Source organism: Pseudomonas sp. PDM20 (assembly GCF_014852575.3).
Lineage (GTDB): Bacteria > Pseudomonadota > Gammaproteobacteria > Pseudomonadales > Pseudomonadaceae > Pseudomonas.
The window spans coordinates 4,614,404-4,637,487 of record NZ_CM181224.1 but is presented as its reverse complement, the minus strand read 5'-3'; the positions used below and the strand labels follow the sequence as shown (position 1 = coordinate 4,637,487).

The following is a 23,084-nucleotide window of genomic DNA, read 5'->3' as shown; positions in this document are numbered from 1 at the left end:
ATGACTGTCGTTCGCAAGGTATCCCTCGGCCTGACCCGCGCGCTCCGCCTCGGCGGCGCGCTGCTGGCCTGCGCGCTGTTCGCCGTGCCGGCCGCCCATGCCGAACGGCTCAAGGACATCGCCACCATCCAGGGTGTGCGCAATAACCAGCTGATCGGCTACGGCCTGGTCGTCGGCCTCAATGGCACCGGCGACCAGACCACGCAGACGCCGTTCACCCTGCAGACCTTCAACAACATGCTGGCGCAGTTCGGCATCAAGGTGCCGGCAGGCTCGGGCAACGTGCAGCTGAAGAACGTCGCGGCGGTGTCCATCCATGCCGACCTTCCGCCGTTCGCCAAGCCGGGCCAGGCCATCGACATCACCGTGTCGTCCATCGGCAACGCCAAGAGCCTGCGCGGCGGCAGCCTGCTGATGACCCAGCTCAAGGGTATCGACGGCCAGACCTACGCCGTGGCCCAGGGCAACCTGGTGGTCGGCGGCTTCGACGCCGAAGGCCGCGACGGTTCCAAGATCACCGTCAACGTGCCGTCGGCCGGCCGCATTCCGGCGGGCGCTACCGTCGAGCGCGCGGTACCGAGCGGCTTCGACCAGGGCAATACCCTGACCCTGAACCTCAATCGCCCTGACTTCACCACCGCCAAGCACATCGTCGACCGCATCAACGAACTGCTCGGCCCGGGCGTCGCCCAGGCTGTGGACGGTGGCTCGGTACGCGTCAGCGCGCCGCTGGACCCGAACCAGCGCGTGGACTACATGTCCGTGCTGGAGAACCTCGATGTGCAGGCCGGCGAAGCCGTGGCCAAGGTCATCATCAACTCGCGCACCGGCACCATCGTGATCGGCCAGAACGTGCGCGTGTCGCCGGCCGCCGTGACCCACGGCAGCCTGACCGTGACCATCACCGAAGACCCCATCGTCAGCCAGCCCGGTCCGTTCTCCAACGGCCAGACTGCCGTCGTCCCGCGCTCGAACGTGAGCGCCAACCAGGAAGCCAAGCCGATGTTCAAGTTCGGCCCCGGCACCACCCTGGATGAAATCGTACGCGCCGTTAACCAGGTGGGCGCTGCGCCCGGCGACCTGATGGCGATCCTCGAAGCCCTGAAACAGGCCGGCGCGCTGCAAGCCGACCTGATCGTGATCTGAGGACGCCGCCGTGGACGCCCGACTGCTTTCTGCTGGTACCTCCACTACCGACTCCGGTTCCTACTCCGACCTCAATCGCCTGTCGGCGATGAAGACCGGCGCGAACCGCGACAGCGCGGGGAACATCCGCAAGGTCGCCCAGGAGTTCGAATCGCTGTTCATGAACGAGATGCTGAAATCCATGCGCTCGGCCAACGAGGTGTTCGCCAAGGACAACCCGATGAACAGTGAAGCGGCCAAGCAGTACCAGGACATGTACGACCATCAGCTGTCCGTGTCTCTGGCCACCCAGGGGCATGGTATCGGCCTGGCCGACGTGCTGGTCAAGCAGATGGAAAAGATGCAGGGCGTCCGCCACACCGGCAACAACCCCTTCGCCCAGACCGGCGCCCAGGCGGCCACCGACGGCACCCAGAGCGCTGCGGCCACCGCTGCTGCGTCCGACCGGCAGAAGACCCCGAGCGTGTTTGCCGCCAACGGCAAGGCCTTGCCGCAACCCGAAGCCGGCCGTGACGATCGCCAGGCGCTGAACGCCCGTCGCCTTGCCTTGCCGGGCAAGCTCGCCCAGCGTATCGCGGCAGGCCTGGTGCCGGGCGCCGACAGCTCCGTGGCTTCCACCGCCAACCAGCCGGCACAGCTGGCCAGCAACGACTGGCGCGGCAGCCAGGCCTACACCAAACAGATCGACACCACCGTGCCGGTGGCCGATATCGATACCTCGGCGATCTCCACCAGGCCGGGCAAGTCGATGTTCGCTTCGGCCGACGACTTCATCAGCACCATGCTGCCCATGGCCGAGCGCGCGGCCAAGCGCATCGGTGTCGACCCGCGTTACCTGGTGGCCCAGGCCGCGCTGGAAACCGGCTGGGGCAAGAAGATGATCGCCCAGCGCGACGGCAGCAGCAGCCACAACCTGTTCGGCATCAAGACCGGTTCCAGCTGGAAGGGCGACTCCGCCCGCGCCACCACCACCGAATTCGAGAAAGGCAAGGAAGTGAAGGAAGTGGCTTCGTTCCGTGCCTACAACTCCTTCGAGCAGAGCTTCCAGGACTACGTCAGCTTCCTGCAGAACAACGATCGCTACCAGGGCGCGCTGGATTCCGCGTCGCGTCCGGATCAGTTCATGAAGGAACTGCAGCGTGCCGGCTACGCCACCGACCCGCAGTACGCGCGCAAGGTGAACCAGATCGCCAAGCAGATGCAGGTCTACCAGACCGTCGCGATGGCCGACACCCCGACTCGCACACTGTGAAGCCCTGTACAAAGGACTGCGCTAAGGAAAGACCATGAGCCTCTTATCCATCGGACTGTCCGGCCTCAACGCCTCGCAAGCGGCGCTGAGCACCACCGGCAACAACATCACCAACGTCAACACGGCGGGCTACACGCGCCAGACGACGTCGCAGGTGACCTCCGCCGAGCAGTTCGCGGGGCAGTACTACGTTGGCACCGGTACCACGGTGCAGGACGTCCGCCGGATGTACAGCGAGTTCCTGGCCAACCAGTTGCGCGGCGCCACCTCGGTGGACAGCGATGCGCAGACCTACCTCTCCCAGGTCAACCAGATCGATTCGCTGCTGTCCGACAGCACTACCGGTCTGTCCAAGGTCATGCAGAACTTCTTCGCCTCGCTGCAGACCGCTGCGGCGACGCCGACCGACGCCGCCTCGCGTCAGCTGGTGCTGACCCAGGCCGCGAACCTGGCGCAGCGCTTCAACTCGATTTCCACCCAGCTGGGCACCCAGAACAGCTACGTCAACACCCAGATGGACAGCCTGGCCGGGCAGGTCACCGACCTGGCCAAGACCATCGCCCAGTACAACCAGGCGATCATCGCAGCCGAGGCTGGCGGCGCCAGCGCCAACGACCTGCAGGACAAGCGCGACCAGGCGGTATTGCAGCTTTCCGACATGATCGGCGTCAGCGTGGTCAAGCAGGGCAGCAGCCTCAACCTCTACCTGGGCTCCGGCCAGCCGCTGGTGGTGGGGGCCAATTCCTCCACCCTGACCGCCGGCCCGAGCGCCAACAACCCGTCGCAATTCAGCCTGAGCCTGAGCTCCGGCAGCTCGACCATGGACGTCACCTCGGTGGTCACCGGAGGCCAGATGGGCGGCCTGCTGCGCTACCGCAGCGACGTGCTGAACACGACCCAGAACGAACTGGGGCGCATGGCCATCGTCCTTGCCGACACCTTCAACAGCCAGCTCGCCCAGGGCCTGGACCTGAACGGCAACTTCGGCGCGCAGCTGTTCAAGGACATCAACGACGCCAGCGTCATCGGCAACCGCAGCCTGGCCAATACCCACAATACCGGCACCGGCAACCTCAACGTCAACATCACCGACAGCAGCGCACTGACCACCAGTGACTACGAGGTGACCTTCACCTCCGCCACCGGCTACACCATCAAGCGCTCCTCTGATGGCACGGTGCTGGGCAGCGGCGACCTGACCGACAACCCGTCGAAGGAATTCGACGGCTTCAGCATCAGCCAGCAGAGCGTCGGTACCGTGCAGGCGGGCGACCGTTTCACGGTAATCCCGACCCGCACCGCGGCCTCGGACATCTCGGTCACTATGACCGACTCCAACCGCCTGGCCTTCGCCTCGCCGGTGGTCGCCAGCACCACCACTGGCAATGAAGGCAGCGGCACCATCAGCGGCACCACCCTGACCAGCAAGCTGGATGCCAGCAACGGCACCGCGCTGGGCGCCTCGATCAAGGCCGGCCTGCCGGTGAAGCTGGTGTTCGACGCAGCCAGCGGCGGCACCCAGGGCTACACCATCTACGATTCGGCAGGCAACTCGCTGGGCACCGGCAACATCGTGCCGGGCCAGAGCAATGACATCAGCATCACCGTACCGGGCTCGCCATCGTTCAGCTTCCAGACCACCATCGCCGGTTATCCAGCGGACGGCGACAGCTTCGGCGTGGCCTTCAACAGCAATGGCGACGCCGACAATAGCAACGCCCAGAAGCTCATCGACCTGCAGACCACCAAGACCGTCGGCAGCGGCACGGGCAGCGGCAGCGGCATGAGCCTGACCGGCGCGTACAGCAGCCTGACCGAGACCGTCGGCGCCACGGCCAACCAGGCCAAGCTCGATGCCACCGCCACCGAGGCGGTGCTGACCCAGGCGCAAGGCAGTCGCGACTCGCTGTCGGCGGTCAACCTCGATGAAGAGGCGGCCAACCTGGTGAAGTTCCAGCAGTACTACACGGCCTCCGCGCAGATCATCAAGACCGCGCAGACGCTCTTCGACACCCTGATCAACAACATCTGAGGAGGCTGAAATGGTTGTGCGAATTTCCACCCCGCAGATCTTCAATTCGAACATCGACAACTACAACCGCGGCTATGCCAGCCTGGCCAAGCTGCAGGAGCAGATCTCCAGCGGCACGCGTATCCAGACTCCGGCGGACGACCCTGTCGGCGCCGCGCGTCTGTTGCAGCTGGAGCAGCAGCAGGCGCTGCTGACCCAGTACAGCGGCAACATGACGTCCGCGACCAACAGCCTGAACCAGGAACAGAGCGTCCTCGACTCCATCACCACCGCCCTGCAGCGCGCCCGCGAACTGACCCTGCGCGCCGGCGACGGCTCGATGACCGACGAGGACCGTGGCGCCATCAGCGATGAGCTGGGCGAAATCCAGAACCAGCTGCTGACCCTGATGAACAGCAAGGACGCCAGCGGCAACTACCTGTTCTCCGGCAGCAAGAGCACCGTGCAGCCCTTCGTGCAGAACGCCGACGGCAGCTTCAGCTACCAGGGCGACCAGAGCACCCTCAAACTGCAGATCTCCGACAACCTGACGCTGTCCACCAACGACAACGGCTGGAGCATCTTCGAGATGGCGGCCAACGCCAGCCGCACCATCAGCTCGGTGACCAGCAATCCGAGCGCCGACGGTGTGCAGCGTGTTTTCCTGTCCCAGGGCAATGTGACCAGCGACAGCAACTACAACGCCAGCTTCCGTGATGGCGCGCCCTACACGCTGAACGTGCTCAGCGGCACGCAGTACCAGATCCTCGACAAGGACGGCAACGACGTCACCAGCGATGCCACCACCAATGGCACCTACGACTCGACCTCCACCGACAGCAACGCCATCAACTTCCGTGGTGCGCAGTTCCAGCTGGACGTATCGCTGCCTTCCAGCGACGACGCCAGCACGGTGGACAGCCTGGTCAACGGCTACAGCTTCAGCTTCGGTACCGCGCCCGACACCCTGTCGGTCAAGCGCAGCGCCACCAACACCTCCACGGCACAGATCACCTCCACCACGGTGAGCAACAACACCGCTTACACCACGCAGTTCCCCAGCAGCGGCGTGCAGCTCAAGTTCACCAGCGCCACCGACTTCGAGGTCTACGCGCTGCCCACCAGCCAGGGCGCCACACCGCTGTCCACCGGCACGCTGGGCGCGACCTTCCCGCAAACGGTGACCGTGGCCGGCGTGGACATGACCCTCAGCGCCGCCCCGGCGACCGGTGATCAGTTCTCCGTCACTGCCAGCTCTCCGGAGCGGCAGAACATCCTCAATACCATCGGCGATCTGCGGACCGCGCTGGATACCTCTACCAGTGGGAACCCGCAGGCGCAGCTGAATATCCGCAACATGGTCGCGACTGCGCTCACCAACCTCGACAAGGCCAGCGACCAGGTGCTGGCGACCCAGTCGTCCATTGGTGCGCGGCTCAACACCATCGATGTGCTGAACCAGGAAAACCAGAGCCTGGCGCTGACCAACACCACTACGCAGTCGTCGATCCGCGATACCGACATGGCCGCGGCGACCTCGCAGCTGGTGCTGCAGCAGACCATGCTCGAAGCGGCCCAGGCGGCGTTCGCGCGGATCAGCCAGCTCAGTCTGTTCAACAAACTCTGATCATTCCGGCCCGCCCGAAAGCGGCGGGCCCCACTCGGGAAGAACCACACATGGGTGATATCAACTTCAGCGCCAAGGGCCGCCAACTGATCGAGATGTACGGGCAGATGGCGCGCGAAGGCTACGATCGCAACGACGAGCAGCACGTCGACGTTGCCTTCAGCGACTTCGAGTTACGCCCGTTCCGTCCCCAGGTCCGCGAGATACTGCAGAACCATGCTATTCGCAACGTGCTGGACTACGGTTGCGGCGGCTCCGACTGGACCCAGCCCGGCTTCGATGACAATGGCCAGTCCGCCGTGCAGTACTTCAACCTCGAAGGGGCTTACCGCTACGAGCCTGCGCGTGGCATCGACGAACGCCGGAAAGTCGACTGCGTGGTGTCCTTCGACGTACTCGAGCACATCTTCGTTGCCGACGTGCCCAAGGTCCTGCGTGACATCTACTCCTGCGCTGAGCGCCTGGTGATCCTCAACGTCGCCTGCTATCCGGCCCAGGCGTTGCTGCCCAACGGTGAGAACGCCCACATCACCGTACGCCAGCCGCTGTGGTGGAAGGGCATGCTGGACTGCATCACACCGGAGTTCCCCGGCATCACGACCTGCCTGATCTGTTCCACCGCCTGGCGTCAGGCCACCGGTTTTCCGCAGTGGAGTGGCGACATGTGGCAGGCCAGCGAGACGTTCGTCATCGCCAACTGAGCCGCTTGCGCAGTCAACAGAAAAGCCTCCCGAGTGGAGGCTTTCTTGTTCGTGCGCAATGGGCAGGAGCAGACCTGCTCGGCTAACCCAAGCGCTCCCCCTGCAGGAGCGGGCCATGCCCGCGATCGCGCGCAAGGCGCGCTCCTACAGTTCAGTTTTCGTAGATACGGACCTTGTCTGCGAAATCCTCCGAGGCATACCCGCAGACCAACGCAAATCGACAGAGCGATTCGCTCCTGCCAAGTGTCCAAGAAAAAGCCCGGCAAACGCCGGGCTTTTTCGTTGCCGCGCTCTGTCAGTCCAGGCGCTTGAACACACAGAAGCCGCGATGGTGAACCTTGTCGTCGACCAGTTGGCCCTGGTACAGCAGGAAGAAACCCTGCTCGTAGAAGTGGCGCATGTTGGCGAAGAACTTGGTGTCGTTCATCCGCAAGTCGTTGCTCTCTATGACCACGATGCCGCCGGGCTTGAGCAGGCTCTTGAGGTCGGCGACGTAGTCGGGCATCGGCTTGCCGATCCACACGTGCACGGCAAACGAGAAGATCACGTCGAACAGGCCCGGGTCGCTGGCGCGCAAGTCTTCATAGGTGCAGGTGCGGAACTCGCAGTTCTCCACCTTGTGATGCTGCGCCAGGCGGTCGGCGATGCGGATCAGCGAGTCGTTGTTGTCGAAGCCCAGGTAGCTGCCAACCTGTTGCGCCACTTCGATGCCGAAGCAGCCGATGTTGCAGCCGATGTCCAGCACGCGGTCGGTCGGCGAGAGCCATTTATCCAGCGCGTAGCGGTTCATCCGGAACAGGGTCGGGCGGGCGCCCGGAAGGTCCCAGCCCTCATGGCCCTGGTACAGCTCCTTGTTGGCGCCGAATACCTGGGACTGTGAGAAGAAGTTCTCGTGCACGTCCAGCTTGCAGTCGCGCCACTGGCTCTCTTCCGGCGCGGCGTCGGGGCTGCGCAGATAGCAGAGCACGTCGTTACCGTCGACCAGATTCAGTTGCTCGCGCAGGTTGTGCTCGGCCCAGACCTCCAGCACGTCCGGTGAGGTTGGCACGGCGGCGCGGCGGATCAGCACCGGAGCGTGGCGGCCTTCGTATTGCAGGAAGCCCTGGTAGTAGAAGTAGCCCATGCGGATATAGGGCACGTGCTCGTAGGGCGCCGCGTAGATGATGCCGTTGCCGGATTCGAAGAACAGCGGGGCGATCTTCTGCACCAGGTCTTTCGGATCGAACAGCGCCTGCAGGTTCAGGGTGCCGGCTTCGATGCGCTGCCAGCCGGTGACCGCCAGCAGGTCGTCGCGTTGGCTCGGGTTGTTCTCCATGATCGCCTTGGCGCCGGGAGGGCCGCCGACGGTCGCTGCGTGGCTGGAACGGGCGAACACTCGGGCCTTGCCGAAGAAGCTGCTGGCCTCGGCCTGGCGCATGCCCTGGAGCATCTCCAGCTGCGCCAGCAGGTCAGCGGTGTCAGCGCGCTTCTCGTAGGTGGAGAGGCTGGCCAGCCAGTGGTATGCCTCTTCCAGGTGGCCCTGGAACAGCGCCAGGGTCGCCAGGGTGTTGCGTACCTCGAAGTCTTCCGCATCCAGTTGCACCGCCAGGTGCAGGTAGGGGTGGGCCTCGTCGTAGCGACGCAGGCGCACCAGCAGGCGGCCGAGCAGGCTGTTCACCGCGGCGTTGTCAGGCACCGCCTGCTGGATATGCAGCAGGTGGTCGAGGGCTTCGTCGTTGTTCTGGCCGAGCTCGCCCAGGGCGATGGCCAGGCTCAGGCGCACCGGCAGGTCATCAGGACGTTCGCCGTGCAACTCGCGGAAGGCGGCGACGGCCGCTTCACGCTGACCGCTTTGTTGCAGTTGCTGAGCCTGGGCAATGCGGGCTTCAAAAGGTTGGGACACTGGGATTCTCCTCCAAGCGGAGTCGCTGGCGATCAGGGTTGGCAGGCGCCGCACGGGCGGGCCGGTTGAAAGGTGTTGGCGCGGACGGCGTTCATAGCACGCCACTCCCGCGCATGCGCTGCACGGCCTGGTCCAGGGCTTCGCCCCAGCGGCCCAGCTCGCGGTTGCGGATCAGTTGTACGGATGGGTACCAGTAGCTGGTCGCATCGTCGACGGCCCAGCGCCAGTTCGGATTGAGCTGGAGCAGCACGAAGGTCGGCACGCCCAGCGCCCCGGCGAGGTGGACAGTGGTGTTGTCGATGCTCAGCACGGCGTCCAGCGCGGCCAGTTGGCTGGCCTGGGCATCCATGTCCTTGAGCGGATTGACCGCGGCGTCATGGTGGATATGCAGCCCGAGGCTCTCGGCTTCGGCGCGCTCCGGCTCGGTATTGCCGTACTGCAGGTTGATCAGCTGTACGTTGTCCAGCTTTGCCAGTTGCGCCAGTTCCTGCATCTCGATGCGGCGGCTCTGCATGTCGTTGGCAGTATCGGTGCCGCCACGCCAGGAAATGCCCACCAGGCGTTTACCGGGGAACAGACGCTGGTACTCGGCTCGTTTGGCCTGGGTCTGCTGCTCGTCGGCCTTGAGGAAGGCGCGGGTACCGGCGAAGGAGGCGAGGGTAGGGCGCAGGAACTCGCCCAGGCTGCCCATGGGAATCTGGTAGTCACTGCGTGGCCAGGTCTGCCGGTGCATCATGCGCTGGCCGTTGTGGACCTGGCCGGTGCTTTCGCGCTGGATGATCGACAGGCCCGGCATGCTGCGCTGCAGCAGTGGGCAGAGACGATCGTAGGTCTCGACATGCACCTGGCCGCCCAGCTTGAGCAGGTCCGGCAGCATGCTGACGAACATGACGTGGTCGCCGATACCCTGTTCGGCCCAGACCAGCAGGGTCTTGCCTTCCAGCGGCTCACCGCGCCAGCGCGGCGTATTGAATTCCTGGTAGTGCTCCTTCAGCGAGGTCTTCCAGCGCGCCTCGTAGTGCGGCCAGCCGACATCGAACTGCTTGAGGCGCAGTTGCAGCAGCGACAGGTTGTTATGCGTGCCCGAATGCTCCGGCATCTTCTCCAGCGTCTGCATATAGAGACGGTAGGCGTCCTGGTAGCGCGCCACCTGCTCCAGGGACAGTGCCAGGTTGAAGGGGCCGAACAGGTAGTTGGGGGCCAGTTCCAGCGTCAGCTGATGGCAGGCGACGCTGTCATGGAAGCGCCCGCACTCGAAGTACAGGGTGCCCAGCAGGCCGAGCAGGATGCTCTGCTGCCATGGCTCCAGCGGCTTTTCCAGTGCCTGGGTATAGAGCGCCTCGGCTTCGTCGAAGCGTTTGCGCAGGCTCAGCGCGGCGCAGTACAGGGCCAGGCGCGGCAGGCTCGGCGAGGCCCGGTACCAGCGTTCGGCACGCTCAAGGTTCTTTATGAACAGCCGATGAGTACGCATCGTGTCCAGCAGCTCTTCATCGACCTTGGGGTCGGTGGTCATGTCGAGCGCGCGCTCGGCCCAGGCTTCCGCCGATTGCGGGTCCTGCAGCTCCAGGTGCAGGCGGGCGATCTTGGCGTGGACCATCGCGGTGTTGGGCACCAGTTTCGACAGCGCTTCATATAGACGGATCTGTTCCGCGCGGTCTTCGCGGTCTTCGGCAATCTGCAACGCCTGGCTGAGGCGCTGGATCTCGGATTGAAGCTTGTGGTTGGACATGCGGAACCTGCTGGTGACGGAGCTTTGGCGCGTGTCCGGGGGCTTTGCAAGAACGAGGCCAGCCGGGGCCTACAGAGCGGTCTGAAGAAAATTCGAAAAAAAAGTTAAAGCCCGTCCGACTTGGGACGATAACCCTAACGAAGGTTCTCCACGCCATTTCGAATCAAACGGGCAGGGAGGCCACTTAGCCCTAACACGAGGAATTCGTCATGGCTCTTACCGTCAACACCAACATCGCCTCGCTGTCGGTTCAAAAGAACCTGACCAAGGCCGCCAACAACCTGAACACTTCGATGACCCGTCTGTCCACCGGCCTGCGTATCAACAGCGCCAAGGACGACGCCGCCGGCTCGCAGATTTCCAACCGTCTGACCAGCCAGGTCAACGGCCTGAACGTAGCCGTGAAGAACGCCCAGGACGCCAACTCCATCGCCCAGGCCGCCGAAGGCGCCCTGCAGGAGTCCACCAACATCCTGCAGCGTATGCGTGAGCTGTCCCTGCAGTCCGCCAACGGCTCCAACAGCAGCGAAGACCAGACCTCGCTGAACCAGGAGTTCAAGTCGCTGACCGCTGAACTGACCCGTATCTCCAAGACCACCACCTTCGGTGGCGGCACCTCCGGTATCAAGCTGCTCGACGGCACCGCCGGCACCAACGGCACCCTGACCTTCCAGGTCGGCGCCAACGCCAACGAAACCGTCAGCTTCACCCTGAGCGACATGAGCGCCACCGCTCTGAAAGGTACCTCGCAACTGGCTTCCGGCACCCTGGACCTGTCCACCGTACTCAGCGGCTCGGGCGGCGTTGCAGCCACCGCCGGCTCGGTCACCGTCAACGGTACCCAGGTCAGCTACGCCAAGGGCGCCAGCGCCAACGACATCGTCTCGGCGATCAACACCAACATCAGCGGCGTAGCGGCAGTGGCCGGCGCGGCTGGCACCGGCGGCACCACCACCTCCATCTCGCTGACTTCCGGCAAGGACTTCACCGCAGGTGTGGGCACCGGTGCCGGCAGCGCGCACGCTGTGGTCACCTCGAACTCCACCATCCAGGCGCTGGACATCGCGACCGCCAAAGGTGCCCAATCGGCTACCCAGGTGATCGACGCCGCCCTGAAGCAGATCGACAGCCAGCGCTCCTCGCTGGGCGCCATCCAGAACCGTCTGGACAGCACCATCTCGAACCTGCAGAACGTGTCCGAGAACGCCACCGCTGCACGCAGCACCATCCAGGACGTGGACTTCGCCGCAGAAACCGCGGAGATGACCAAGCAGCAGACCCTGCAACAGGCCGCCACCGCGGTTCTGGCCCAGGCCAACCAGCTGCCTTCCGCTGTCCTGAAGCTGCTCCAGTAAGGGGTTGCCGCAAGGCATAAACGGAAAGGAAGGGCGCTCAGCGCCCTTCCTTGCTTTGCATTCGGAGGGTAATACCTGATGGATACCAGCCTCGGAATCAACACCCTGCGACCGGCCGACAACGCCGCCGCGGGTAGCAAGCCGGCCAGCGGCAACAGCTTGCCGCAGAGCGCCAAGGAATCGCCGGCGGCCAACAACCGTCGCAACCTGAACGAAGCCGTCAGCCGTTTGCGCGAGCAGGCCCAGTCGGTGCAGCGTAACCTGGAGTTCTCGGTGGACGACGCCAGCGGCGAAACCGTCGTGAAGGTCGTGGCCTCCGATACCGGCGAGGTGATTCGCCAGATTCCTTCGGAAGTTGCGCTCAAGTTGGCAGAAAGCCTGAAGGAAGCGGGTAATCTGCTGTTCAGTGAACGCGCCTGATCCCGAGCTTTGAGGGCTCTGGCGCGATTCTTGAATGAAGCGTCACAAGACGCAGGCGGCAATCAGAAAACCGTCAGAAATTTGGACAGGAGGGTAGGCAAATGGCCGGGACTTCGATCAATGGCGTAGGGTCGGGATACGACATCGACTCCATCGTGACTGCTTTGGTGAATGCGCAGAAGGCGCCCAAATCGAACCAGATCGCCACCCAGAAGACCGCGACCAATACCACGCTGTCCGGTATCGGCTCGCTGCAGAGTGCCCTGGATACCTTCCAGACGGCCATGGGCAAGCTCAACGACGCCAACTCCTTCGCTGGTTTGGCCGTGAAGTCGTCGAACGCCGATGCCCTGACTGCCACCCTGGGCACCGGCGCTGCCGCCGGTACCTATGCCATCGATGTGGAAAGTCTGGCCACCAGCTCCAAGGTCGCTACCCAGTATATCGACAAGTCCGCCAGCTTCGGTGCCGGCAAGCTGACGATCACCCAGGGCAGCAGCACCTACAACGTCACCGTCAAGGCGGGAGCGAGCCTGTCCGACATCCGCGACAGCATCAATACCCAGCTCAAGGACCAGGGCCTCACCGCCAACATCATCACTGATGCCAGCGGCCCGCGCCTGGTTCTGGGGTCCAGTGTCACCGGTGCAGGCAGCGATATCAGCGTAGCCACCAGCGGCGACTCGAGCCTCGATGTGCTCAAGATCGACGGTGCCGGCACCAAGGCGTCGGCCACCGCCGGCGGCTATGTCAGCGCGCCCGCGGCGAATGCCAAGTACACCATCGACGGCCTGGAAATGAGCAGTTCGGTGAACAAGATCTCCAGCGCCATCAGCGGCGTGGAGCTCAACCTGGTCGCCACGGGCAAGTCGACCGTCACCGTGGATACCAACACCGACGGCCTGAAGACTTCCATCCAGTCTTTCGTCTCGGCGTACAACGCGTTGATGACCAGCATCAATTCGCTGACCAAGGTCACCACCACCACGGACTCCAGCGGCAACCCGACGACCTCGGCCGCTTCGCTGGCCAGCGACTCGATGACCCGCAACCTGCTCAACACGCTGCGCACCCAGTTGGTCGGCTCCTCTACGGAGGGCGGCTCGATCAAGCTGTTGTCGCAGCTGGGCATCTCCACCAAGACCGATGGCACCCTGGACGTCGACGACACCAAGCTCGACGCCGCCCTGGAGAAGAACTTCGCCTCGGTGCAGGGCTTCTTCACCGGTGATGGCGGCCTGCTCAATCGCATGAGCAGCAGCATGGACCTCTACACCAAGAGCAACGGCCTGCTTGACCAGCGCAAGGCGTCATTGAACGACACCCTGAGCGACCTGGCCGACCAGTCGACCAAACTGGATACCCGCATGACCAAGCTGACCGAGACGCTCATGGCGAAGTACACCGCCATGGACACCCTGGTCGCCCAGCTCAACGCCACCAAGTCCAGCGTGCTGACCACGCTGAACGCGCTGAACAAGGCCAGCAGTTCCGACAGCTGACGCTTCGGTGGTCCGCCTCTCAAGGGCGGGCTGCGGGGCAGTACGCCAGTGCAGATTTTTGCCTAAAGCTTTTCCCGCCCGCGCCGATACTTTGAATATCGACGATTTGATCGTTCAGCGAATCAAGGGGAAATCAGATGAACGCTTCGGCCGCACTGCGTCAGTACCAGAACGTGAACAACCAGTCGCAGGTGCACGACGCCTCTCCCCACCGTCTGATCCAGATGCTGATGGAAGGCGGCCTGAGCCGCATCGCCCAGGCCCGCGGTTCGATGGAGCGCGAGCAGTTCGCCCAGAAAGGCATGCTGATCGGCAAGGCCACCGCCATCATCGGCGGCCTGCGCGAAGCGCTGAACTTCGAAGCCGGTGGTGAGCTGGCGGAAAACTATGCCAACCTGTACGACTACATGAGTCGTCGCCTGGGCGACGCCAACCGCAGCAACGAAGTCGAAGTTCTCGACGAAGTATCCGGCCTGCTGCGCACCATCAAGGAAGGCTGGGACGCGATTCCGCAGTGATCGCCGCTCGCCAGGAGATACCGAACATGACTCTCGCCGTCCAGCAGATCGAACAGACCCGCCTTGCTTTGGGCGCGGCGCTGGCCCAGGAAGACTGGGAAGCCGTTGCTCAACTCGACCTCCAGTGTCGCGAGCACGTCGACGCCGCCATGGTCGAACCGCTGGATGACGACAGCGATCTCAAGCGCAGCCTCGAAGGGTTGCTGGCGCTGTATCGCGAACTGGTCCAGGCTGTCACCCGGCAGCGTGAGGAAGTGGCCACCGAGATCGTCCGCGTCAACCGTTCGCACCAGGGCGCCAAGGTCTACCAGATGTTCGGCTGATCCATTCGGATCGGCTCTCTTTCGGCGGTGATCGGCCAGGTGCCGGTGGCCGCCGTCTCTGCTTCGAACTACGCTCCATTTCAGTTGCCATGACAGGGATCAACACCCTTCGTCGGGCCGCACCAAAAAAAACACGCCATAAATTTGACTCGAGCCACAATTTTGACTTAACTAGTGGCCAAATGCTGGCTAGCACGAGGAAATTGTGCTGTGGCCAGATCGTGTCAGCCGCCGTAGTACGGCCTTCAAGCCCGGGATGACAAGCTAAGATGTGGCGCGAAACGAAAATCCTCGTGATCGATGACAACCAGGACCGTTGCCGGGACCTCTCGGTGATCATCAGCTTCCTGGGTGAAGACCAACTGTCCTGCAGCAGCCGCGACTGGCGCCAGGTCGTCGACCCGCTTCCCAACGGCAGCCGTGACGTGCTCTGCGTACTGGTCGGCGCCGTGGAGAGCAAGGGCGGGGCGCTGGAGCTGCTCAAGCAGCTCGCGTCCTGGGACGAGTACCTGCCGGTCCTGCTGATGGGCGAGCCGGTGCCCAACGAGTGGCCCGAGGAGCTGCGCCGCCGCGTGCTGGCCAGCCTCGAGATGCCGCCCAGCTACAACAAGCTGCTCGATTCCCTGCACCGCGCCCAGGTCTACCGCGAGATGTACGACCAGGCCCGCGAGCGTGGCCGCCAGCGCGAGCCCAACCTGTTCCGCAGCCTGGTGGGCACCAGCCGCGCCATCCAGAACGTGCGGCAGATGATGCAGCAGGTCGCCGACACCGACGCCAGCGTGCTGATCCTCGGTGAGTCCGGCACCGGCAAGGAAGTGGTGGCGCGCAACCTGCACTACCACTCCAAGCGCCGCGACGCGCCTTTCGTGCCGGTCAACTGCGGCGCGATCCCGGCAGAGCTGCTGGAAAGCGAACTGTTCGGCCACGAGAAGGGCGCCTTCACCGGCGCCATCACCACCCGTGCCGGGCGCTTCGAACTGGCCAACGGCGGCACCCTGTTCCTCGACGAGATCGGCGACATGCCGCTGCCGATGCAGGTCAAGCTGCTGCGCGTGCTGCAGGAGCGCACCTTCGAGCGCGTGGGCAGCAACAAGACGCAGAACGTGGACGTGCGCATCATCGCCGCGACCCACAAGAACCTCGAGAAGATGATCGAGGACGGCAGCTTCCGCGAAGACCTGTACTACCGCCTCAACGTCTTCCCCATCGAGATGGCCCCGCTGCGTGAGCGCGTGGAAGACATCCCGTTGCTGATGAACGAACTGATCTCGCGCATGGAGCACGAGAAGCGCGGTTCGATCCGCTTCAACTCCGCCGCCATCATGTCGCTCTGCCGCCACGATTGGCCGGGCAACGTGCGCGAACTGGCGAACCTCGTCGAGCGCCTGGCGATCATGCACCCCTACGGCGTGATCGGCGTGGGCGAACTGCCGAAGAAATTCCGCCACGTCGACGACGAGGACGAGCAGCTGGCAACCAGCCTGCGCGAGGAGCTGGAAGAGCGCGCGGCGATCACCGCCGGCCTTCCGGGCCTCGACTCGCCGGCCATGCTGCCGGCCGAGGGCATCGACCTGAAGGATTACCTCGCCAACCTCGAGCAGGGATTGATCCAGCAGGCGCTGGACGACGCCAGCGGCGTGGTCGCCCGTGCCGCCGAACGCCTGCGCATCCGCCGTACCACCCTGGTGGAGAAAATGCGCAAGTACGGCATGAGTCGCCGCGAAGAGGAAATGGCGGAGGATTGACGCCTTCGCCTGACTCGTTTTTTCAAGTTATTGAAATATAACGAGTAAATTTTAGGCACGGGGTTTGCTAAGACTCATCCGACCGACAGATTCACGCCGTCGGACGGATGAGGAAAACCCGCATGATGCCCGCCACCAATCGCCAGACTGACCTTGCTCCGCAACTGCCGGCAGAACCGCTGCAGGTGCCGGTGGAGCAGCAGAGCCGTGCCCATCTGGAACAGACCTTCGAGCTGTTCAGCCAGATGTCCAGCCAGCTCAATCAGTCCTACAGCCTGCTGGAAGCCCGCGTCACCGAGCTGAAGGGCGAGCTGGCGCTGGTCAGCGCGCAGCGCATGCAGGAGCTGGCGGAGAAGGAGCGTCAGGCCAACCGCCTGCAGAGCCTGCTCGACGTGCTGCCCGGCGGCGTCATCATGATCGACGGTCAAGGCGTGGTGCGCGACGCCAATCCGGTGGCGGTCGCGCTGCTCGGCAAACCGCTGGTGGGCATGCTCTGGCGTGAAGTCATTGCCCGCAGCTTCGCCCCGCGTGCCGACGACGGCCACGAAGTTTCCCTGCGCGATGGACGTCGCGTGTCCATTGCCATCCGCCCGCTGAACGGCGAGCCCGGCCAGCTCATCCTGCTCAATGACCTGACGGAAACCCGTCGCCTGCAGGACCAGCTCGCCCGCCACGAGCGCTTGTCCGCCCTGGGCCGGATGGTCGCCTCCCTGGCTCATCAGATTCGTACTCCGCTGTCCGCCGCCATGCTCTATGCCGGCCACCTGAGCGAGGGCGAGCTGCCGGTCGAGCATCAGCAGCGCTTCGCCGGGCGCATCAAGGAGCGCCTGCACGAACTGGAAAGCCAGGTGCGCGACATGCTGGTGTTCGCCCGCGGCGAGCTGCCGCTGCCGGATCGCCTCGCGCCCAACCAGTTGTTTGCCAGCCTGCGCGCTGCCGCCGAGTCCCATGTCGCCGGCCTCAACCTGCGTTGGCAGTGCGACGCCCGCGTCGGCGAGTTGCTGTGCAACCGTGACACCCTGGTCGGCACCGTGCTCAACCTGGTGGAGAACGCTATCCAGGCCGCCGGCCGCGACGTGCGCCTGAAGGTGCACCTGTATCAGCGCGACAACAGCCTGCGCCTGTCGATCAGCGACAACGGCCCGGGCATGAGCGCGGAAACCCTGGCGCGCCTGGGCGAGCCTTTCTTCACCACCAAGACCACCGGCACCGGCCTCGGCCTGGCCGTGGTGAAAGCCGTCGTCAAGGCCCACCAGGGCGAGCTGCGCCTGCGCTCGCGTCCTGGTGTCGGTACCTGCGCCACCCTGATCCTGCCGCTGATCCTGGCTCAACCCGTCGTCCACGAGGAGTGATTTCCATGGCCGCCAAAGTCCTGCTGGTCGAAGACGACCGCGCCCTTCGTGAAGCCCTCTCCGACACCCTGTCGCTTGGCGGGCACGACTTCGTCGCCGTCGATTGCGCCGAGGCCGCGTTGCCTGCACTGGAGAAAGAGGTCTTCGGCCTGGTGATCAGCGACGTGAACATGCCGGGCATGGACGGGCACCAGCTGCTCGGCCTGATCCGCAAGCGCTACCCGCAACTGCCGGTGCTGCTGATGACCGCCTACGGAGCCGTTGATCGCGCCGTGGACGCCATGCGCCAGGGCGCCGCCGATTACCTGGTCAAGCCTTTCGAGCCGCGCGCGCTGCTGGAGCTGGTGGCGCGTCATGCGCTGGGTGCCGTTCCCGCCAGTATCGGCGAAGGTCCGGTGGCGCTGGAGCCGGCCAGCCAGCAATTGCTGGAGCTGGCCGCCCGTGTCGCGCGCAGCGATTCCACCGTGCTGATCTCCGGCGAGTCCGGTACCGGCAAGGAAGTCCTGGCGCAGTACATCCACCAGCAGTCGCCGCGGGTTGGTAAACCCTTCGTCGCGATCAACTGCGCGGCGATCCCGGACAACATGCTCGAGGCCACCCTGTTCGGCCACGAGAAGGGCGCCTTCACCGGCGCCATCGCCGCCCAGCCGGGCAAGTTCGAACTGGCCGACGGCGGCACCATCCTGCTCGACGAAATCTCCGAGATGCCGCTGGCCCTGCAGGCCAAGCTGCTGCGTGTACTGCAGGAGCGCGAAGTGGAGCGCGTCGGTGCGCGCAAGCCGATCAGCCTCGACATCCGCGTGCTCGCCACCACCAACCGCGACCTGCTCGGTGAAGTGGCTGCCGGACGTTTCCGCGAGGACCTCTACTATCGCCTGTCGGTCTTCCCGCTGGCCTGGCGCCCGTTGCGCGAGCGTCCCGCCGATATTCTGCCGCTGGCCGAACGGCTGCTGGCCAAGTACGCACGCAAGATGAACCACACGCCGGTGACCCTGGCCGACGACGCCCGCGCCGCTTTGCTGGCGCATCCGTGGCCGGGCAACGTGCGTGAGCTGGACAATGCCATCCAGCGCTCGCTGATCCTGCAGCAGGGCGGCCAGGTCCAGGCCGCCGACCTGTGCCTGACCGCGCCCATCGGTCTTGCTCCGCGCCCGGTGCTGGCGGCCGTTCCGGTTTCGACTGCGCCGCAGGTTCCGGTCGGCGTCGAAATTCCGTCGCCTGCCGCCGCAGAAGCCGGGCAACTGGGTGAGGACCTCAAGCGCCGCGAGTTCCAGATGATCATCGACACCTTGCGCAGCGAGCGCGGCCGCCGCAAGGAAGCCGCCGAGCGACTGGGCATCAGTCCGCGCACCCTGCGTTACAAGCTCGCGCAGATGCGCGACGCCGGCATGGATGTGGAGGCTTACCTCTACGCCAGTTGAGCCACTGACAGACACCCCTCTTGGCCCGCATTCGTGCGGGCCTTTTCTTGGTTGGGTTCGGCGTTTTCGCTGGCATGTTGACGCCGTGTCCGGCTGCACGCCTCCAGAGAATCGCTGAGCTTTCTCCCTGGTCAGTCAACAGGAGGGGAGAGCCGTGGATGAGGTGGAGTTCGCGCGGCAGTTGCGGCGGCGGCAAACCGACGCTGAGTTCAGGTTGTGGGGATATCTGCGGGATCGCAGATTCCTCGGTTTGAAGTTTCGGCGTCAGGTGCCGTGCGGTATTTACGTGTTGGATTTCTACTGCCACGAGTTGCAGTTGGCGGTGGAGCTTGATGGTGGACAGCATCTGGAGTCTGCTCGTGACGCTGAGCGTGATGCTTGGCTGGTGGGGCAGGGGGTTCGGGTGGCTCGGTTCTGGAATCATGACGTTCTGCTGCGGACTGACGTTGTGTTGGAGGCGCTGCGGTTGATGGTCGAGACCGGCGCAGGCTGATTGCCCTCACCCCAACCCTCTCCCGGAGGGAGAGGGGGCTGTCCTCTGCCTGCTGGATGTCTGGCGTTTTTTCTGTTGCGAGAGCGTGCCCGGCTGACCGCCGATCTCCTCGCTCACGCCGATCTGCCCCCTCTCCCTCTGGGAGAGGGCTGGGGTGAGGGGCTGTCGCTTGCGCCGATGTTCCAGGGCTCTAGTTCTGGAGTTCTCGGCTGATTGTCATATCTTCCGGGCACACCGATCTGCCCCCTCTCCCTCTGGGAGAGGGTTGGGGTGAGGGGCTTTGCCCCACGCAAAGGCTCAGTCAGGATCACCGGATCAGCAGCTCTGAAGTCCCCACTCCAGAGCTGTCTTGCGCATTTTTCCTGCGCCTTGAAAACCTGGCACCCAAGTTGCAATCACCTCTGCAAAGCGCCGCGCAGTGTCAAAAAACCGCGGACAGTCGGAGGGGTAAGTGATGAGTCAGGGTATCGAGTTCAATCGTCTGCTGCTGGAAATGCGCTCCATGCAAATGGAGGCCATGGCCAAGGCGAAGACGCAGGCCGCACCGGCCGAGCCGGGGGCGCCAAGCTTCTCGCAGATGCTCGGACAGGCCGTGGACAAGGTGAACGGTACCCAGCAGGCCGCCTCCGACATGGCGACCGCTTTCGAGATGGGGCAGGGCGGGGTCGATCTCACCCAGGTGATGATCGCCTCGCAGAAGGCCAGTGTTTCTTTCCAGGCGATGACCCAGGTACGCAACAAGCTCGTCCAGGCGTACCAGGACATCATGCAGATGCCGGTTTGAGCGGCGAGGATCGTAGGTAATGTCCCAAGCCTCCGTTGTTGACAGTCAGGTTCCGGCCAAGGTCGGTGCCGACGCGCCGAAGAAGCCGCTGCTCGGCCTGACTTTCCTCGAGAACCTCGCGGACATGCCGGTGCTGCGCCAGGTCGGCCTGCTGGTCGGTCTCGCCGCGAGCATCGCCATCGGTTTCGGCATGGTCCTGTGGTCGCAGCAGCCGGACTACAAGCCGCTGTACGGCAGCCTCAACGGGGTCGACGCCAACAAGGTGGTCGAGGCGCTGTCCGCCGCCGACATCGGCTACAAGATCGAGCCCAACTCCGGCGCGCTGCTGGTGAAGGCCGACGACCTGGGCCGCGCGCGCATGAAAGTCGCCGGTGCCGGCCTGGCTCCGACCGACAGCAACGTCGGCTTCGAGATCCTCGACAAGGAACAGGCGCTGGGCACCAGCCAGTTCATGGAAGCGACCAACTACCGTCGCGGCCTGGAAGGTGAACTGGCGCGCACCGTCTCCAGCCTGAACAACGTCAAGGGCGCCCGCGTGCACCTGGCGATCCCCAAGAGCTCGGTGTTCGTCCGTGACGACCGCAAGCCCAGTGCCTCGGTGCTGGTCGAGCTGTACCCGGGCCGCACCCTGGAGCCGAGCCAGGTGCTGGCCATCGTCAACCTGGTCGCCACCAGCGTGCCGGAACTGGATAAATCCCAGGTCACCGTGGTCGACCAGAAGGGCAACCTGCTCTCCGACCAGCAGGAGCTCTCCGAGCTGACCATGGCCGGCAAGCAGTTCGACTTCACCCGTCGGATGGAAACCAACTTCACCCAGCGCGTACACAGCATCCTCGCGCCGGTGCTGGGCAGCGGCCGCTACAAGGCCGAGGTGTCGGCGGACGTCGACTTCAGCGCGGTGGAATCCACCTCGGAGTCGTTCAACCCGGACCAGCCGGCCCTGCGCAGCGAGCAGAGCAACAACGAGGAACGCCAGAACAGCAACGGCCCGCAGGGCGTGCCGGGTGCGCTGTCGAACCAGCCTCCGGGCCCGGCCAGTGCGCCGCAGACCACGGCGCAGAACAAGCCGGCAGACTTCGTCGCGCCGGGCCAGCCGCTGAAGGACGCCAACGGCCAGCCGATCATCGACCCGAAGACCGGCAAGCCGGAACTGGCGCCGTATCCGACTGACAAGCGCCAGCAGAACACCCGCAACTACGAGCTGGATCGCTCGGTGAGCTACACCAAGCAGCAGCAGGGTCGCCTGCGCCGGCTTTCCGTCGCGGTGGTGCTGGATGACCGCATGATCGCCGATCCGAAGACCGGCGAAGTCAGCCACCAGCCCTGGACCGCCGATGAGCTGGGTCGCTTCACCCGCCTGGTGCAGGACGCGGTAGGCTATGACGCCAGCCGTGGCGACAGCGTCAGCGTGATCAACGCGCCGTTCGCCCCGGAACTTGGCGATGAAATTGCATCGCCGCCGTTCTACTCCCAGCCCTGGTTCTGGGACGTGGTCAAGCAGGTGCTGGGTATCGTCTTCATCCTGGTGCTGGTGCTGGGCGTGCTGCGCCCGGTGCTGAACAACCTGTCGGGCAACAAGAGCAAGGCCCTGGTGGCCGGTGGCGCAGCAGGCGAAGGTGGCCTGGGCGAGTTGGGCGGTCTGGAGGGCGAGTTGTCCGAAGACCGCGTGAGCCTCGGTGGCCCGGCCAGCATCCTGCTGCCCAGCCCGTCCGAGGGGTACGATGCACAATTGAATGCGATCAAGACACTGGTCGCCCAGGACCCGGGGCGCGTTGCCCAGGTAGTGAAGGACTGGATCAATTCCGATGAGTGAAGCGCGCATGAACGCCAAACTGAACAAGGTCGACAAGGCTGCCATCCTCCTGCTCTCCCTGGGTGAGACCGATGCCGCGCAGGTGCTGCGCCACATGGGCCCGAAGGAAGTGCAGAAGGTCGGCGTGGCCATGGCGCAGATGCGCAACGTGCACCGTGAGCAGGTCGAGCAGGTGATGGGCGAGTTCGTCGAGATCGTCGGCGACCAGACCAGCCTGGGCGTTGGCGCCGACAGCTACATCCGCAAGATGCTCACCCAGGCTCTGGGCGAGGACAAGGCGAACAACCTCATCGACCGCATCCTGCTGGGCGGCAACACCAGCGGCCTGGACAGCCTGAAGTGGATGGAGCCGCGCGCCGTGGCCGACGTGATCCGCTACGAGCACCCGCAGATCCAGGCCATCGTGGTCGCCTACCTCGACCCGGACCAGGCCGGCGAAGTGCTCAGTCACTTCGACCACAAGGTGCGCCTGGACATCATCCTGCGCGTGTCCTCGCTCAACACCGTGCAGCCGTCCGCGCTCAAGGAACTGAACCTGATCCTGGAGAAGCAGTTCGCCGGCAACGCCAACTCCACCCGCACCACCATGGGCGGTGTGAAGCGCGCGGCGGACATCATGAACTACCTCGACAGCTCGGTCGAAGGCGCGCTGATGGACGCCATCCGCGAAGTCGACGAGGACCTGTCGGGCCAGATCGAAGACCTGATGTTCGTCTTCGACAACCTCGCCGATGTCGACGACCGTGGCATCCAGGCGCTGCTGCGCGAGGTGTCCTCGGACGTGCTGGTGCTGGCCCTCAAGGGCTCGGACGAGGCGATCCGCGAGAAGATCTTCCGCAACATGTCCAAGCGTGCCGCCGAACTGCTGCGCGACGACCTGGAGGCCAAGGGCCCGGTGCGCGTCAGCGAAGTGGAAGGCGCGCAGAAGGAAATCCTCACCATCGCCCGCCGTATGGCCGAGTCCGGCGAAATCGTGCTGGGTGGCAAGGGCGGCGAGGAGATGATCTGAC

19 protein-coding genes are annotated in these 23,084 nt (G+C 64.5%); 17 read left to right on the top strand and 2 right to left on the bottom strand.

The genetic code is table 11. The features are described 5' to 3' along the window. Genes IB261_RS21175 through IB261_RS21155 form a run of 5 tightly spaced genes read left to right on the top strand, consistent with a single transcriptional unit; the run spans nucleotide 1 to nucleotide 6,737 of the window. A complete protein-coding gene (locus tag IB261_RS21175) occupies nucleotides 1-1,146 on the top strand; it encodes a flagellar basal body P-ring protein FlgI (RefSeq protein ID WP_081519260.1) in 1,146 nt (381 codons plus the stop codon). Nucleotides 1,147-1,156: 10 nt separating this feature from the next. Then, a complete protein-coding gene (gene flgJ, locus IB261_RS21170; RefSeq protein ID WP_151187853.1) occupies nucleotides 1,157-2,398 on the top strand; it encodes a flagellar assembly peptidoglycan hydrolase FlgJ in 1,242 nt (413 codons plus the stop codon). Nucleotides 2,399-2,432: 34 nt separating this feature from the next. Further along, a complete protein-coding gene (gene flgK, locus IB261_RS21165; RefSeq protein ID WP_192381207.1) occupies nucleotides 2,433-4,430 on the top strand; it encodes a flagellar hook-associated protein FlgK in 1,998 nt (665 codons plus the stop codon). Nucleotides 4,431-4,440: 10 nt separating this feature from the next. Beyond that, nucleotides 4,441-6,036: a flagellar hook-associated protein 3 gene (locus tag IB261_RS21160; RefSeq protein WP_225594636.1), complete on the top strand. Its 1,596-nt coding sequence runs from the start codon at nucleotides 4,441-4,443 to the stop codon at nucleotides 6,034-6,036. 50 nt (nucleotides 6,037-6,086) lie between these two features. After that, nucleotides 6,087-6,737, top strand: a complete 651-nt coding sequence (locus tag IB261_RS21155) for a class I SAM-dependent methyltransferase (RefSeq protein ID WP_081519263.1) — start codon at nucleotides 6,087-6,089, stop codon at nucleotides 6,735-6,737. A gap of 295 nt (nucleotides 6,738-7,032) precedes the next feature. On the opposite strand, the gene IB261_RS21150 is transcribed toward IB261_RS21155, so the two are convergent. Both IB261_RS21150 and IB261_RS21145 read right to left on the bottom strand, forming a co-directional pair. Further along, nucleotides 7,033-8,619 carry a methyltransferase domain-containing protein gene (locus IB261_RS21150; RefSeq protein WP_192381208.1) on the bottom strand — a complete coding sequence of 529 codons (1,587 nt, stop codon included), beginning with the start codon at nucleotides 8,617-8,619 and terminating at the stop codon, nucleotides 7,033-7,035. A gap of 91 nt (nucleotides 8,620-8,710) precedes the next feature. Further along, on the bottom strand, nucleotides 8,711-10,348 hold the full coding sequence (locus IB261_RS21145; RefSeq protein WP_192381209.1) for a tetratricopeptide repeat-containing glycosyltransferase family protein: 1,638 nt from the start codon (nucleotides 10,346-10,348) through the stop codon (nucleotides 8,711-8,713). A 209-nt stretch (nucleotides 10,349-10,557) separates the two neighbouring features. Between IB261_RS21145 and IB261_RS21140 the strand changes: the two genes are divergently transcribed. The 12 genes from IB261_RS21140 to fliG all read left to right on the top strand — a co-directional run bounded on the left by IB261_RS21140 (nucleotide 10,558) and on the right by fliG (nucleotide 23,083). Further along, on the top strand, nucleotides 10,558-11,703 hold the full coding sequence (locus tag IB261_RS21140) for a flagellin N-terminal helical domain-containing protein (protein WP_081519266.1): 1,146 nt from the start codon (nucleotides 10,558-10,560) through the stop codon (nucleotides 11,701-11,703). A 78-nt stretch (nucleotides 11,704-11,781) separates the two neighbouring features. Next, nucleotides 11,782-12,123 (top strand): flagellar protein FlaG, encoded by a 342-nt coding sequence (locus tag IB261_RS21135; RefSeq protein ID WP_081519267.1) that lies wholly within the window; start codon nucleotides 11,782-11,784, stop codon nucleotides 12,121-12,123. A gap of 101 nt (nucleotides 12,124-12,224) precedes the next feature. After that, the gene (gene fliD, locus IB261_RS21130) at nucleotides 12,225-13,625 is read left to right on the top strand and encodes a flagellar filament capping protein FliD (RefSeq protein ID WP_081519268.1); all 1,401 of its coding nucleotides are present in this window, start codon (nucleotides 12,225-12,227) and stop codon (nucleotides 13,623-13,625) included. A gap of 137 nt (nucleotides 13,626-13,762) precedes the next feature. Next, the gene (gene fliS, locus IB261_RS21125) at nucleotides 13,763-14,143 is read left to right on the top strand and encodes a flagellar export chaperone FliS (protein ID WP_081519269.1); all 381 of its coding nucleotides are present in this window, start codon (nucleotides 13,763-13,765) and stop codon (nucleotides 14,141-14,143) included. A gap of 26 nt (nucleotides 14,144-14,169) precedes the next feature. After that, nucleotides 14,170-14,466: a flagellar protein FliT gene (fliT, locus tag IB261_RS21120; RefSeq protein ID WP_151187847.1), complete on the top strand. Its 297-nt coding sequence runs from the start codon at nucleotides 14,170-14,172 to the stop codon at nucleotides 14,464-14,466. A 269-nt stretch (nucleotides 14,467-14,735) separates the two neighbouring features. Next, nucleotides 14,736-16,211, top strand: coding sequence for a sigma-54 dependent transcriptional regulator (locus IB261_RS21115; RefSeq protein WP_192381210.1), 1,476 nt, complete (start codon nucleotides 14,736-14,738; stop codon nucleotides 16,209-16,211). A 122-nt stretch (nucleotides 16,212-16,333) separates the two neighbouring features. Next, entirely contained in the window at nucleotides 16,334-17,563 is a 1,230-nt protein-coding gene (locus IB261_RS21110; protein ID WP_412548074.1) for a sensor histidine kinase, read from the top strand. 5 nt (nucleotides 17,564-17,568) lie between these two features. Continuing rightward, nucleotides 17,569-18,984 carry a sigma-54-dependent response regulator transcription factor FleR gene (gene fleR, locus IB261_RS21105; RefSeq protein WP_081519272.1) on the top strand — a complete coding sequence of 472 codons (1,416 nt, stop codon included), beginning with the start codon at nucleotides 17,569-17,571 and terminating at the stop codon, nucleotides 18,982-18,984. 154 nt (nucleotides 18,985-19,138) lie between these two features. Further along, nucleotides 19,139-19,477, top strand: coding sequence for an endonuclease domain-containing protein (locus IB261_RS21100; RefSeq protein WP_192381211.1), 339 nt, complete (start codon nucleotides 19,139-19,141; stop codon nucleotides 19,475-19,477). A 454-nt stretch (nucleotides 19,478-19,931) separates the two neighbouring features. Beyond that, nucleotides 19,932-20,261 carry a flagellar hook-basal body complex protein FliE gene (gene fliE, locus IB261_RS21095; RefSeq protein ID WP_081519275.1) on the top strand — a complete coding sequence of 110 codons (330 nt, stop codon included), beginning with the start codon at nucleotides 19,932-19,934 and terminating at the stop codon, nucleotides 20,259-20,261. A 19-nt stretch (nucleotides 20,262-20,280) separates the two neighbouring features. Next, entirely contained in the window at nucleotides 20,281-22,074 is a 1,794-nt protein-coding gene (fliF, locus tag IB261_RS21090; RefSeq protein WP_081519276.1) for a flagellar basal-body MS-ring/collar protein FliF, read from the top strand. Continuing rightward, nucleotides 22,067-23,083, top strand: coding sequence for a flagellar motor switch protein FliG (fliG, locus tag IB261_RS21085; RefSeq protein ID WP_045212107.1), 1,017 nt, complete (start codon nucleotides 22,067-22,069; stop codon nucleotides 23,081-23,083). Before fliF ends, fliG begins: the two co-directional genes overlap by 8 nt. The last annotated feature ends 1 nt before the right edge of the window (nucleotide 23,084 follow it).

What these genes read in the sequence shown, in the direction of transcription:
- IB261_RS21160 (WP_225594636.1), top strand. Translation starts at nt 4,441, where the DNA reads ATGGTTGTGCGAATTTCCACCCCGCAGATCTTCAATTCGAACATCGAC.
- fliD (WP_081519268.1), top strand. Translation starts at nt 12,225, where the DNA reads ATGGCCGGGACTTCGATCAATGGCGTAGGGTCGGGATACGACATCGAC.
- fliE (WP_081519275.1), top strand. Translation starts at nt 19,932, where the DNA reads ATGAGTCAGGGTATCGAGTTCAATCGTCTGCTGCTGGAAATGCGCTCC.
- IB261_RS21110 (WP_412548074.1), top strand. Translation starts at nt 16,334, where the DNA reads ATGATGCCCGCCACCAATCGCCAGACTGACCTTGCTCCGCAACTGCCG.
- fliF (WP_081519276.1), top strand. Translation starts at nt 20,281, where the DNA reads ATGTCCCAAGCCTCCGTTGTTGACAGTCAGGTTCCGGCCAAGGTCGGT.
- fliG (WP_045212107.1), top strand. Translation starts at nt 22,067, where the DNA reads ATGAGTGAAGCGCGCATGAACGCCAAACTGAACAAGGTCGACAAGGCT.
- IB261_RS21135 (WP_081519267.1), top strand. Translation starts at nt 11,782, where the DNA reads ATGGATACCAGCCTCGGAATCAACACCCTGCGACCGGCCGACAACGCC.
- fleR (WP_081519272.1), top strand. Translation starts at nt 17,569, where the DNA reads ATGGCCGCCAAAGTCCTGCTGGTCGAAGACGACCGCGCCCTTCGTGAA.
- IB261_RS21175 (WP_081519260.1), top strand. Translation starts at nt 1, where the DNA reads ATGACTGTCGTTCGCAAGGTATCCCTCGGCCTGACCCGCGCGCTCCGC.
- IB261_RS21145 (WP_192381209.1), bottom strand. Translation starts at nt 10,348, where the DNA reads ATGTCCAACCACAAGCTTCAATCCGAGATCCAGCGCCTCAGCCAGGCG.
- fliT (WP_151187847.1), top strand. Translation starts at nt 14,170, where the DNA reads ATGACTCTCGCCGTCCAGCAGATCGAACAGACCCGCCTTGCTTTGGGC.
- IB261_RS21155 (WP_081519263.1), top strand. Translation starts at nt 6,087, where the DNA reads ATGGGTGATATCAACTTCAGCGCCAAGGGCCGCCAACTGATCGAGATG.
- fliS (WP_081519269.1), top strand. Translation starts at nt 13,763, where the DNA reads ATGAACGCTTCGGCCGCACTGCGTCAGTACCAGAACGTGAACAACCAG.
- flgK (WP_192381207.1), top strand. Translation starts at nt 2,433, where the DNA reads ATGAGCCTCTTATCCATCGGACTGTCCGGCCTCAACGCCTCGCAAGCG.
- IB261_RS21115 (WP_192381210.1), top strand. Translation starts at nt 14,736, where the DNA reads ATGTGGCGCGAAACGAAAATCCTCGTGATCGATGACAACCAGGACCGT.
- IB261_RS21140 (WP_081519266.1), top strand. Translation starts at nt 10,558, where the DNA reads ATGGCTCTTACCGTCAACACCAACATCGCCTCGCTGTCGGTTCAAAAG.